The organism is Cryobacterium sp. Hh38 (assembly GCF_004403235.1).
In the GTDB taxonomy this organism is placed as follows: domain Bacteria; phylum Actinomycetota; class Actinomycetes; order Actinomycetales; family Microbacteriaceae; genus Cryobacterium; species Cryobacterium levicorallinum.
Genome location: NZ_SOHD01000007.1, coordinates 141,469 through 153,135, shown reverse-complemented (window position 1 = coordinate 153,135; position 11,667 = coordinate 141,469). Strand labels below are relative to the sequence as shown.

10 protein-coding genes are annotated in these 11,667 nt (G+C 66.7%); 7 read left to right on the top strand and 3 right to left on the bottom strand.

Annotated features, from left to right (window positions below; genetic code table 11):
* Nucleotides 1-65: 65 nt before the first annotated feature.
* From E3T41_RS02960 to pdhA, 3 genes are all read right to left on the bottom strand, one after another.
* Nucleotides 66-1,499, bottom strand: a complete 1,434-nt coding sequence (locus E3T41_RS02960) for a dihydrolipoamide acetyltransferase family protein (protein WP_134477278.1) — start codon at nt 1,497-1,499, stop codon at nt 66-68.
* Complete coding sequence (locus E3T41_RS02955; protein ID WP_233195244.1) at nt 1,496-2,455, bottom strand: alpha-ketoacid dehydrogenase subunit beta; 960 nt, start codon at nt 2,453-2,455, stop codon at nt 1,496-1,498. Before E3T41_RS02955 ends, E3T41_RS02960 begins: the two co-directional genes overlap by 4 nt.
* A gap of 86 nt (nt 2,456-2,541) precedes the next feature.
* Nucleotides 2,542-3,636, bottom strand: a complete 1,095-nt coding sequence (gene pdhA / locus E3T41_RS02950) for a pyruvate dehydrogenase (acetyl-transferring) E1 component subunit alpha (protein WP_092449953.1) — start codon at nt 3,634-3,636, stop codon at nt 2,542-2,544.
* Between the two features lie 131 nt (nt 3,637-3,767).
* On the opposite strand from pdhA, the gene E3T41_RS02945 reads away from it, so the two are divergent.
* The 7 genes from E3T41_RS02945 (at nt 3,768) to E3T41_RS02915 (ending at nt 11,640) form a co-directional block, all read left to right on the top strand.
* On the top strand, nt 3,768-4,232 hold the full coding sequence (locus E3T41_RS02945; RefSeq protein ID WP_104132405.1) for an Lrp/AsnC family transcriptional regulator: 465 nt from the start codon (nt 3,768-3,770) through the stop codon (nt 4,230-4,232).
* A gap of 188 nt (nt 4,233-4,420) precedes the next feature.
* On the top strand, nt 4,421-4,906 hold the full coding sequence (locus tag E3T41_RS02940) for an NADH-quinone oxidoreductase subunit B family protein (protein ID WP_092449957.1): 486 nt from the start codon (nt 4,421-4,423) through the stop codon (nt 4,904-4,906).
* Complete coding sequence (locus E3T41_RS02935) at nt 4,903-6,981, top strand: proton-conducting transporter membrane subunit (protein WP_198415591.1); 2,079 nt, start codon at nt 4,903-4,905, stop codon at nt 6,979-6,981. The genes E3T41_RS02940 and E3T41_RS02935 overlap by 4 nt, the downstream gene beginning before the upstream one ends.
* Before the next feature lie 5 nt (nt 6,982-6,986).
* Entirely contained in the window at nt 6,987-7,928 is a 942-nt protein-coding gene (locus tag E3T41_RS02930) for a respiratory chain complex I subunit 1 family protein (protein ID WP_092449959.1), read from the top strand.
* A 12-nt stretch (nt 7,929-7,940) separates the two neighbouring features.
* Nucleotides 7,941-8,600 carry a hypothetical protein gene (locus E3T41_RS02925; RefSeq protein ID WP_092449961.1) on the top strand — a complete coding sequence of 220 codons (660 nt, stop codon included), beginning with the start codon at nt 7,941-7,943 and terminating at the stop codon, nt 8,598-8,600.
* Nucleotides 8,600-10,063: a proton-conducting transporter membrane subunit gene (locus E3T41_RS02920; RefSeq protein ID WP_092449962.1), complete on the top strand. Its 1,464-nt coding sequence runs from the start codon at nt 8,600-8,602 to the stop codon at nt 10,061-10,063. Before E3T41_RS02925 ends, E3T41_RS02920 begins: the two co-directional genes overlap by 1 nt.
* Nucleotides 10,064-10,089: 26 nt before the next feature.
* Nucleotides 10,090-11,640 (top strand): NADH-quinone oxidoreductase subunit C, encoded by a 1,551-nt coding sequence (locus E3T41_RS02915; RefSeq protein WP_092450141.1) that lies wholly within the window; start codon nt 10,090-10,092, stop codon nt 11,638-11,640.
* The last annotated feature ends 27 nt before the right edge of the window (nt 11,641-11,667 follow it).

The following is an 11,667-nucleotide window of genomic DNA, read 5'->3' as shown; positions in this document are numbered from 1 at the left end:
AGAACTGGATCAACGGACCAGGGCGCCTGTCAGCGCCACCGCACCTCCGCCGTGCTGTGAGAGGGCTAGACCATGGTCAGAACCCGAGCGGGGTCGGCGAGGATGGTGCCGATGTCGGCGAGAAAGCGGGAGCCCTGCTCGCCATCGACCAGACGGTGATCGAATGACAGGCTGAGCGTGAGCACCTTGCGCAACGCAATCTGACCGCGATACTCCCAGGGCCGCGAGCGAATGGCGCCCATCGCGAGGATCGCCGCCTCCCCCGGGTTCAAAATGGGCGTTCCGGCATCGATGCCGAACACCCCAATGTTCGTGATCGTGATCGTGCCGCCGGACAGTGCCGCCGGGGCTGTCGTGCCAGCCCGGGCCGCCGTCGTCAGTTCGGCGAGCGCCGCGGCGAGGCCGCGCAGGTCGAGCCGGTCGGCGTCGACGATGTTCGGCACCATCAGTCCACGCGGGGTGGCCGCGGCGATGCCGAGGTTCACGTAGTGGAACTGAACGATTTCGCCGGCCGAATCATCCCACCGGGTGTTCACCGCGGGCGTGCGGCCAACGGCGAGGCAGAGTGCTTTGGCCACCACGGTCAGGATTCCAATGCCGGCATCGGCAAAGGCCCGGTCAGCGCGCAGGGAATCGAGCAGTTCCACGGTCGGCGTGACGTCGATGGTGAGGAATTCGGTCACGTGCGGTGCCGTGAATGCGCTCTGCACCATGGCCTTGGCCGTGAGCTTGCGCAGGCTCTTGATCGGCGCACGGGTCTCACGCTCGAACTCTCCTGACCCGGATCCGTCGGGCGTCGATACGGGCAGACCGGTCGCCGGCACCGACTCGGTGATGTGGGCGCGCACGTCATCTCTGGTGATCAGGCCGTCGCGCCCGGTCCCGGTGACCGTGGTGAGGTCGATACCGAGATCGCGGGCCAGGGCGCGCACCGGCGGGGTCGAGCGCGGCCGGTCTGCAACGGATGCTGCGGCGGGCTGGTCGGAGACGGCAGACGTTCCGGGGGCTGCCGCTGCCCGGCCGACGGACGCAGCCGGCACTGCCGTGTTGCCAGCGGCCTGACCGCCAGCGGAACCATCAGCCTCGGCAACGGCGGGCCCGCCGGCTGAGACCGTCACGCCGTCACCCGGCCGGGCCCGGCGCTGCGGGTGCCCGCCGCTCTCGACGGCAGGTCCGTAGCCGACCAGGTTGGCCTCGCGCTTCTCGGCTTGGGCGGGGGCCGCAGCATCCGTTGCACCGGTATCGGGGGTGTCGGCGTCGCCACCCACGTCGAAGCTGACGATCGGCTCGCCGACGTGCACGACCACACCGGCCGGACAGTGCAGCTCACTCACCACACCGGCGAACGGGCTCGGCAGTTCGACCACGGCCTTGGCCGTTTCGACGTCGGCGATGTGCTGGTTGAGCGTGACCGCATCGCCCGGCGCCACGAGCCAGGCGACGATCTCTGATTCGGTGAGCCCCTCACCGAGGTCGGGCAGTTTGAAGACCTTGATCATCGTCGCCCCATCGCCCGGTCGACGCCGTCGAGAATGCGGTCCAGGCCGGGCAGGTGGTGACTTTCGAGCTTGGCCGGCGGATACGGCACGTCGAAGCCGGTCACCCGCACCGGGGCGGATTCCAGATAGCTGAAGCAGCGTTCAGTGACGGTCGCGATGATCTCGCCGCCGAGTCCACCCGACTGGGCCGCCTCGTGGGTCACGACCAAGCGCCCGGTCTTGCGAACGGATGCCTCCACCACCACGTAATCCACCGGGGACAGCGACCGCAGGTCGATGACCTCGATCGACACGCCCTCGTCGGCCGCAGCGAGCGCCGCATCCTTCGCGGTCGACACCAGCGCGCCATAGGTGAGGAGCGTGACATCCGTTCCCGGAGTGACGATGACGGCCTGCTCCATCGGGGCGCCGAGCTCGGGAACGACCTCACCCTTGACGTGGTAGCGACGCTTGGGCTCGAAGTAGAGCACCGGGTCGTCGCTCGCGATGGCCTGCCGGATGAGGCTGTAGGCGTCCTGAGCGTTGGAGACGGCGATCACCCGCAGGCCGGAGGTGTGGGTGAAGTAGGCCTCCGGTGATTCGGAGTGGTGTTCGGCCGCGCCGATGCCGCCGCCGAACGGCACCCGAATGGTGATGGGCATGCGCACGGCCCCCTGGGTGCGGTAGTGGAACTTGGCGACCTGGCTGACGATCTGGTCGAAGCCGGGAAAGATGAAACCGTCAAACTGAATCTCGCAGACCGGACGGTAGCCGCGGTAGGCCAGTCCGACCGCGGTGCCGATAATCGCGGATTCGGCCAGGGGTGTGTCAATAACCCGGCGGGCGCCGAACTGGGCGAGCAGATCGCTCGTGACCCGAAAGACACCGCCGAGGGCGCCGATGTCCTCGCCGAGGAGCACGACCTTGGGGTCGTCGAGCATGGCCTGGCGCAGGCCCTCATTGATTGCCTTCCCCATGGTGAGGGTCTTGGTCTCGGTCAGTGGGACCGGTTTCGGGGCAGCAAGGCCGGGCAAGCTGGCGGGGGTCATCAGGGTGGTCATGGTCATCGTCCTTCTCCAGGTGTGCCGAAGCTCGTGAGGTAGCCGGCATAGTCGGTGCGCTGGCGCTCGAGGGTCGCGTTAGGGGTGGTGTACACGTGGTCGAACACGCTCAGCGGTTGTGGGTCGGCCAGGCCGATGCAGCCGGCGCGTAGTTCGGCAGCCACCTGGTCGGCGATGGCCTGGGTCTCGGCTTCGACCTCTGGGGTGATCACGTCAAGCCGCTCCAGCAGCCGGTGCAGCCGCAGCAGCGGATCGCGGGTCTTCCATTCGGCGAGTTCGGCCGGGTCGCGGTAACGGGTGGGGTCATCCGCTGTGGTGTGCGGTCCCATGCGGTAGGTGACCGCTTCAATGAAGGTGGGGCCGCCGCCGGTGCGGGCCCGGTCGAGGGCGATCCTGGTCGCCGCCATCACCGCGATCACGTCGTTGCCGTCGATGCGCAGGCTCGGGATGCCGAAGCCCGGTGCCCGATCGGCGATGTTGCGGTGTGCTTGCAGCCCGACCGGTTCGGAGATGGCCCACTGGTTGTTCTGGCAGAAGAAAACCACCGGGGCCTGAAAGCTTGCGGCGAAAACCATGGCCTCGTTGACGTCGCCCTGGCTGGTGGCGCCGTCGCCGAAGTAGGTGATGGCGACCGAGTCGACTTCGTCGCGCTGGGCGCCGAGCGCCCACCCGGTGGCGTGCAGGGTCTGCGCGCCGATGATGATGTTCGGCGTGGCCATATTGACCGTGTAAGGGTCCCAGCCGGACTGGGCGTTACCGCGCCAGACCTTGACGATGTCGGTCAGGTTGACGCCGCGACAGTAGGCGACGGCGTTCTCCCGGTAGCTCGGAAAGATGAAGTCGTCGCTGCGCAGGGCGCGAGCAGACCCGACCTGCGCAGCCTCCTGGCCGAGCAGCGGCGGCCACAGTCCGAGTTCGCCCTGGCGTTGCAGGGCGGTCGCCTCGGTGTCGATCCGGCGCACTACGACCATGTCGCGGTACAGGGCCAGCAGTGCCGGCCCGTCAAGATCGTCGACCCACGGGTCGAAGTCGGGCCGGGGCATCCGCTCGCCGTCAAGCGAGAGAAGTTGCACCAGCTGAGGGGAGAAATCAATCATGGTTCGCTCCGAGCGTCATTGCTAAAGTTGACGTGAGCCTATGTCGACCCCGCAGGGAGCACAACCACTGACGAAAAAAGTGAGCAGAGTGCCCTATTCAGACTCGTCGGACCGTGTTAAAGTTTTGCACTATGTACAGCCTTGACAAGACCGACACACAGCTCCTGCAAGCCCTCTCGGCCGACCCGCGCAGCACCTTCGTCGCCCTCGCCGACACCCTGGGGCTGTCGCGCAACACCGTGCAGGCCCGCATGAAGCGATTGGAAGATTCTGGCGCCTTTCTCGGCTTCGACCGCCGCATCAATCCGGCCGCTCTGGGCTACCCGCTGACCGCGTTCATCGAGGTGCATGTGCAGCAGAAGCGCCTCGCTCAAATCGTGATCGATCTCGCCAAAATTCCCGAAATCGTGCAGGCGCACGGCATGAGCGGGCAGGCCGATCTGCTCGTGCGCGTGGTCTGCACGGATGCCGCTGATCTGTTTCGGATCGATGGCACGATCCTCGCCTGTGATGGGGTCGAGCGCACCGAAACCTCGCTCGCGATGGGCGAGGTCATCCCGTATCGCCTCACCCCGCTGCTCGACCGGCATGCCTAAGCACGATTCGATCTATTTGCTAAATTCTTCATATAGTTATATAAAGAAGTAATGAAGTTAATCGCGCTGGTAGTCTTGCACCCAACCAGACGCACCGCAGAATCCGTCGCCTGCCCAGCACCTTCGACTTTCGCGCTCCCCACAGAAGGCTCCAGCTTCGTGAACATGCATGCAGACCAGGGGCTCCGATGAGCTTCCTTCGATTGGCCACGCTCATTCGCCACGGCGGACGTATCGCCGAACCGGCACCGACCGCTCCGCCCCTGTTTCCCGGAGCCGAAGTCTTCGGCGGAAGCGTACAGGTGCGCTACATCAACGCCGGCGGCTGCAATGACTGTGCCCTGGAAGTTTCTGCCGCGTTCGGCCCGGTCTATGACGTGGAACGCTACGGCGTTCGCCTGGTGCCCTCGCCGCGGCATGCCGACGTGTTGCTCATCGTCGGCAGCGTGACTCGCAATATGGCCGAGCCGTTGCGCCGCACCATCGAGGCCACCCCCACCCCCCGGTTTGTGATCGTGGTCGGCGACTGCGCCATCCACGGTGGCGCCTTCCGCGACGGCTACGGCATTATGGGGCCCGTTTCTGATTTCGTGCACGTCGATATCGAGGTACCGGGCAGTCCGCCGGAACCAACCGAGATCGTGCAGGCCCTGCGCCGGATGACCGGCCGATGACGGGTAGCGGAGCCGGGCTCCTGCTGCACACCGAGACCGGAACGGGCCTGCTCATGCAAACGGGTATCGGAGCCGGGCTCCTGCTGCAACTGGGCCTCGGCGCGCTGGCCGTGGTGACCGCCCTGCTGGCCGCACCGTCCCTGCGGTCGCGGGCCGGCGGCATCCTCTGCACCCTGATCGCCGTGACCGGTTTCGTCACCGGCCTCGCCGCGATGCTCGGCTCGACCGGCGGCCTGCTTATTCCCCTGGCCCTGCCGATGGACCCACTGCTGCTGGCCCCCGACCGTCTCGGCGGTCTGTTCATGCTCATCGTGTCGGGCGTCGGCATACTTGTCTCGCTCTACTCGATGAGCTCGACCAGCGGACCCGACGCGAGCCGCACCGCCTGGGTCGCCATGCCGGTGTTCCTAGTGGGCATGCAGCTCGTTCCCGCGGCGACCGACTCGGTGTCGTTCCTGCTGGCCTGGGAGGTCATGACCCTCGGCTCCACCGTGCTCCTGCTGGCCGATCACGCCAGCCGCGCCTCGGTCGCCTCGGCCGGCATCTGGTACTCAGCCATGTCACAGTTGAGCTTCTTCTTCATCCTCGCCGGATTCGCCGTGCTCGCCGCCGCTTCGGGCGGCACCAGCTTCACCAGCCTGCAGGCGATCGAACCCGGTGACTGGGCCGCGAACGTCGCCTTTGTCCTGTTCCTGCTCGGTTTCGGCGGCAAGGCCGAACTCGTTCCGCTGCACGTCTGGGTACCCCGGGTACTGCCCGAAGCCCCGAGCCACGTCTCGGCTGCGATGAGCGGCGCTATGGTCAAGATCGGCGTCTACGGCGGCCTGCTGGTCTGCGTGCGTCTGCTGCCCGACGGTCCGGCCTGGTGGGGCATCGCGATCATGCTGGTCGGTGGAGCATCCGCTTTGTACGGCATTCTGCAGGCCTCCGTGTCGAGTGACCTCAAGGTTTTGCTGGCGTACTCGACCACCGAGAACATGGGTCTGGTCTTTCTCGGCCTCGGCGCGAGCATGCTGCTGCGCGGCTACGACGCGCAAGCGGCAGCGGATGCCGCGCTCGTCGCCGCCCTGCTGCTCGCCGTCAGCCACGCCGCATTCAAGTCCACGTTGTTCCTCGGTGCTGGCGCCATTATCCACGCCACCGGCGAACGCAACCTCGACCGGCTCGGCGGCCTCGGCGCCCGTATGCCCGTCACTGCCGCCGCGTTCGGCATCGCCAGCCTCGGCGCGGCCGCCATCCCCATCACGAGCGGTTTCGTCGCCGAGTGGATGCTGCTGCAGTCACTCATTCACGGCGGTCGCCTCGATGGGGCGGTCGTCTCGGTCGCGGCATCCGTCGCTATGCCGCTCGCCGTCGCCGTGATCGCCCTCACCGCCGGTCTGGCGCTGCTCACCTTCGTCAAGGCCTACGGCATCGCCTTCCTGGCCCGGCCACGAAGCAGCGCCGCAGCGGACGCCCGGGAAGTGCCAGCACTGATGCGCATTTCACTCGCCCTCGGCGCCCTGGCCGTGCTCGCTCTCGGCTTGTTGCCGGGACCGATCGCCACCCTCGTGGCGACCACGGTCAGTTCGGACCCGACGGCCGCGGTGCGGTCGGTCGGACTCGGCGGGGTATCGCTGCCGGGCATCGGCGCTGTGCTCGACCCGATCATGCTCGTCGTCCTGTCGGCCCTCGTCGCCATCCCGGTGATCGTCGCGATCATCGTCTCGGCCCGCCGGCATCCGCACCGTATCGTCGACCTGCCCTGGGGTGGCGGCGGATCTCGAGCCCGGCCACGCATGCAGTACACCGCGACGTCGTATGCGGAGCCGCTAGTTCGCGTTTTCGACGACGTGCTCAAGCCCTCCCGTGACGTGCAGGTCACCCACGTGGCTGAGTCCCGTTACCTAGTGGAACACGTGCGGGTCGAACAGACCGTCTCCGACGTGATTGAAACCCGACTGTATCGGCCGGTGCTCAACCTGTTCCAGCGCTACGGCAAAGCCGCTCGCCACGTCGCCAATGGCAGCATTCACCGCTACCTCACCTATTCCTTCGTCGCCCTACTGATCGTCCTGATTGTGGTCTCCCTGTGAACGATATGAGCGCCATCATCATCGCCCTCGTGCAGGTTGTCTTGTTCGTGTTCCTCGCCCCGCTGCTGATGGGTGTGATCCGGCAGGTGCGAGCCACCATCGAGGGCCGCGCCGGCGCCGGAATCTGGCAGCCCTGGCGCGACCTGCGCAAACTGCTCGCGAAGAACCCGGTGCGCGGCACCGACAGCAGCTGGATGCTGCGAGTCGGTCCGGTCGCCCTGGTCGTGTCGAGCCTGCTGCTCTGCGTGCTGCTGCCGCTCGTCGGTACGATTCCGTTCGCGCTGATTCCCAGCGACTTGTTCGTCATTGTCTCCATCATGCTGATCGGCGTCGTCGCCCTCGCCCTTGTCGGCCTCGACGGCGGTACCGCCTTCGGCGGCATGGGGTCCAGCCGACACATGACGGTTGCCGCGCTGGTTGAGCCGACCCTGCTGCTCTCGGTCTACGCGTTCTCAATTCCGGCCGGAACCAGCACCCTGTCGGTCATCGTTGAAACCCGGCTGCTCTCCCCCGAGCTGATCATCTCGCCGGTCAGCGTGCTGGCCCTCGTCGCGCTATCGATCGCCATCATGGCCGAGACCGCCCGGCTGCCCATCGATAACCCTGGCACCCACCTTGAGGTGACCATGCTGCACGAGGCGATGACGCTCGAAGCGAGCGGACGTGACCTCGCCTGGCTCGAAGTCGGCTCCTGGCTGAAGCTGGCTGCCCTGCTCGGCCTGGTCAGCAACCTGATCGTGCCATGGGGCGTCGTCACCGATTTCAGCGCCATGGGCCTCGTGATTGGCGTCGTCTCGATCGCCGTGAAGGTGCTGGTGCTGGGGGTGCTGCTCAGCGTCGGCGAGATCTTTCTCGCCAAGGTACGCCTGTTCCAGGTGCCCGAGCTGCTCGCTGGCTCGTTCGCCCTCGCCTTCCTGGCCGTCACCGCCTCCTATCTGGTCGCCTGAGGAGCATCCGTCGTGTTTGAAACTTTCTTTCCCCAACTGATCGGTCTGTGCACCGGAGCCCTGCTGCTGACCAGCGCGCTCATGGTCTGGCGACACTCCCTACTGGCGTCCATCCGTCTGCTCGCGCTGCAGGGCGTCGCCCTCGCCGCGCTCGTTGCGGTGATCGGCATCGCCGAGGGTGAGTCCGAACTCGTGCTCGTGTCGCTGCTCATCCTCTCGGTCAAGGGCATCGGACTGCCCTGGGTGCTCGCGCACCAGTCCAAGGCGTCGATCAAGCAGATTCAGGAGTCACCCCGGCTCAATCCGACCGCCGCTCTGCTGGCCGTAACGCTCCTGACGATTCTCAGCTACGTCGTCGTCAGCCGGATCTTCGGGCTCGGAGACACCACGACAGGCCATGCCGCCCCGATCGGGCTGGCCATGGTCCTGATCGGCTTCCTGCTGCTGATCAGTAGGCGTCGCGCCCGCTCGCAGCTCATCGGCTTTCTGCTGCTCGACAACGGCATTGCCACCATCGCGTTTTTGACCAGCGGCGGCGTGCCGATTCTGCTCGAGTTCGCGGTCTCCCTCGACGTGCTGCTGGTCGTGCTCATTCTGCATGTTTTTGCCGGCCGCATGCGCACCAAGTTCGGCGGCACCGCCGTCGATCAGCTCAGAGAGTTGCACGATTGATGTCAGTTATTCTGTGGATGCCCCTCGTCGGCCCACTCGTCTTCGCCGGTCTCAGCCTGCTCCTGCGCGGGTCTTCGCTCCGCCGTTTCGTCGGTGTCGCCGCATCGAGCGCCGTGCTGGTTTCCGGCCTGTTCCTGATCGGTGCCGTGCTGGGCGGCGATGTGCCCTCCGCTGGCGGCGGCATGCTGCGCGCCGATGCTCTCTCGGCCTATATGCTCAGTGTCGTCGGAGCGGTCGGACTCGTCTCCACCTGGGGTGGTCTCAGTAGCGCGGCGTCGAGCCGCACCCGGGATGCCGCCGGCTACGAAGCGCTTATCGCCCTGTTCCTGGCCGCTATGTCCCTCGCCGTGCTCGCCGACAGCATCGGCCTGATGTGGGCGGCCGTCGAAGCCACGACCATCGCCACCGCCTTTCTGGTCGGCCACCACCGGACGCGGCGGTCGCTCGAAGCCGCCTGGAAATACGTCATCCTCGGCTCGGTCGGTGTCGCGATCGCGCTGCTCGGCATCGTGCTCATCTACGCCGCTTCGGTCGGCACCGACACCCCCACCCTGTCCTGGCGTCTACTGAGCCAGGCCGACCTCGGCCTCGACCCAGCACTCATCACCGCCGGCGGTGCCCTCGCCGTGCTCGGATTCGCGACCAAGTCCGGCCTGGCCCCGATGCACAGTTGGCTGCCGGATGCCCACAGCCAGGCTCCAGCGCCCGTTTCCGGCCTCATGTCCGGCGTACTTCTCTCGGTCGCCCTCTACGCCATCCTGCGCATCCAGTCGATCACCAACCTCGTGATCGGCCCGGAGTTTCTGCGCACCATGCTCTGCATCGGCGGGCTGCTATCCCTGCTCGTTGCCGCATCCCTGCTCATTCGGCAACGCGATTACAAGCGGATGCTCGCCTACTCCAGCATCGAACACATGGGGCTGATGGCGATCGGTGTCGCCATCGGCCCGGCTGCCCTCCCGTCGGTGTTGCTCTACATTCTCGGCCACGGCTTGATCAAGGCGACCCTGTTCGTCATCTCCGGACGCATCCTGAAGATCGAGGGCACCCCGGTGATCGCCGATGTGCGGGCTCTGCTGGTGCGACGACCCGGGCTCGCCATCCCCTGGCTGATGGCGATGGCGGCGATCGTTGGCTTTCCCCCGTTCAGCATCTTCTTCTCCGAGGTCGGCATCATCATGGCCGGCTGGTCGGTGGGACTCGGCGGAGTAGTCGGCGCGGCCCTCCTGCTGCTGCTCGTCATCTTCGCCGCCTTCACCCGGCTGACCGTGCAGATGACCATTGGCGCTCCCGCGGCCACCGTGCCCCCTAGCCCCCAGGCGTTCACGCCGGACTATTCCACCCACGGTCCAATTTTGCCCATCATCCTGGCCCTGGCGACCACAGCGACGATCGCCTTCGTGGCCGAGCCGGTCGGCACCCTGTTGCTGCAGGCCACAGCCGTTCTGGGAGGTACCAACTGATGCGCGATGACCGACGAGCCAATGACATGACGCCTGAAGACCACGCCGCCGATGAGTTGGCCTCCGGCCGCTCCACCGAACGCGGTCTGGCCGCCGGCGACGGTGCCGAGCTGCGCCACCTCGACCGTTCGAGGCTGGCGACAACAGCCGGTGCCCTGTTGGATGCCGGCAGTCGTCTGGCCCTGATCGCGTGCCACGAAGACAGCGACCAGTTTCGCATCGTGTATTCCTTTGTCGGAGCGGACCCGTCCCTGCGCGCTGATCTGTCAGTGAGCGTGCCACGCACGGACGCCTGGATTCCCAGCCTCGCCGAACTGTCGTTTTCGGCCGGGAACTTCGAGCGGGAGATTCGCGATTTGTACGGTGTAGAGCCGCGGGATCACCCGCAGCCCCACCGGTTGGTGCGCCACGGCCACTGGCCGCGCGGCTGGTATCCGATGCTCAAGGCCAACTCTGTCGTACCCGAGTTCGAGCCCGACGTGGAATCCTTCCCATTCGTCCCGGTCGAAGGTCCCGGGGTTTATGAGATCGCCGTCGGACCGATTCACGCCGGGATCATCGAGCCCGGACACTTTCGGTTCTCGGTCGTCGGCGAGACGATCGTGCGCATGGAAGCGCGCCAGTGGTACCTGCACCGCGGCGTCGAGAAGGTCTTCGAGGGCAAGAACGCGGCTGAGGGCGTGCTGCTCGCCGAGCAAATCAGCGGGGACACGGCCGTCGGCCACTCCCTCGCCTTCGTCATGGCCGTCGAGCAGGCCACCGGCACCCCGGTCTCCGAACCCGACCGGCTGTTGCGGGCCTTGCTCCTGGAACTGGAGCGGCTGTACAACCACATCACCGACCTGGGCTCACTCGCCAACGATGTCGGCTTCGGCATCATCGACGCGCACGCTCAGGGCCTGCGTGAGCAGCTCATGCGCATCAACAAATCGGTCACCGGGCACCGCCTGCTCCGCGGCGCTCTCAGCATCGGTGGCACCAGGGTCACCGCCCTGCCGAACGCCGACGATCTGGCGCGCATTGCCGCCGCCATGGCCGAACTGGCCGAGATCACGCTCGGCCACGCCATCGTGCGCGGCCGCTTCACCGGCACGGCCCGCCTGTCCCGGGCCCATGCGACCACGCTTGGCACGCTCGGCTACGTCGCCCGCGCCTCCGGAATCGAGACCGACGCTCGCCTTGAGCATCCGTTCGTCAATCTCGGCGAGGTCTTTCACATCGTGACCGAGGACGGCGGCGACGTGCTCGCTCGCTACACCGTGCGCGCTCGGGAGGTCGAGGTGTCGACGGCCATCGTGCTCGACTTGCTGAAACGACTGCAGGGGCACACGGGGACCGCGTACAGCGTCAACCCGACCGCGGCCGGAACCGGGCTGGCCCTCGTCGAGGCCTGGCGGGGTACGGCAACCCACCGAGTCGAGCTCGCCGCCGACGGCACGCTCGCCCGGGTCAAGATCGTCGACCCGTCGTTCCTGAACTGGCCCGCCGTGCCGCAGGCCCTGTCGGAAACGATCGTTCCCGACTTTCCGCTCACCAATAAGAGCTTCAACCTCTCCTACGCCGGCAACGACCTGTAGGCCGCGTCCGGCGGGCTGGCCGCGGCG

Bases quoted from the DNA above. Each gene is read 5' to 3' on its own strand.
- E3T41_RS02960 (WP_134477278.1), bottom strand. From the start codon at position 1,499: ATGATCAAGGTCTTCAAACTGCCCGACCTCGGTGAGGGGCTCACCGAA.
- E3T41_RS02955 (WP_233195244.1), bottom strand. From the start codon at position 2,455: ATGGGGAAGGCAATCAATGAGGGCCTGCGCCAGGCCATGCTCGACGAC.
- pdhA (WP_092449953.1), bottom strand. From the start codon at position 3,636: ATGATTGATTTCTCCCCTCAGCTGGTGCAACTTCTCTCGCTTGACGGC.
- E3T41_RS02930 (WP_092449959.1), top strand. From the start codon at position 6,987: ATGAGCGCCATCATCATCGCCCTCGTGCAGGTTGTCTTGTTCGTGTTC.
- E3T41_RS02935 (WP_198415591.1), top strand. From the start codon at position 4,903: ATGACGGGTAGCGGAGCCGGGCTCCTGCTGCACACCGAGACCGGAACG.
- E3T41_RS02915 (WP_092450141.1), top strand. From the start codon at position 10,090: ATGACGCCTGAAGACCACGCCGCCGATGAGTTGGCCTCCGGCCGCTCC.
- E3T41_RS02920 (WP_092449962.1), top strand. From the start codon at position 8,600: ATGTCAGTTATTCTGTGGATGCCCCTCGTCGGCCCACTCGTCTTCGCC.
- E3T41_RS02945 (WP_104132405.1), top strand. From the start codon at position 3,768: ATGTACAGCCTTGACAAGACCGACACACAGCTCCTGCAAGCCCTCTCG.
- E3T41_RS02940 (WP_092449957.1), top strand. From the start codon at position 4,421: ATGAGCTTCCTTCGATTGGCCACGCTCATTCGCCACGGCGGACGTATC.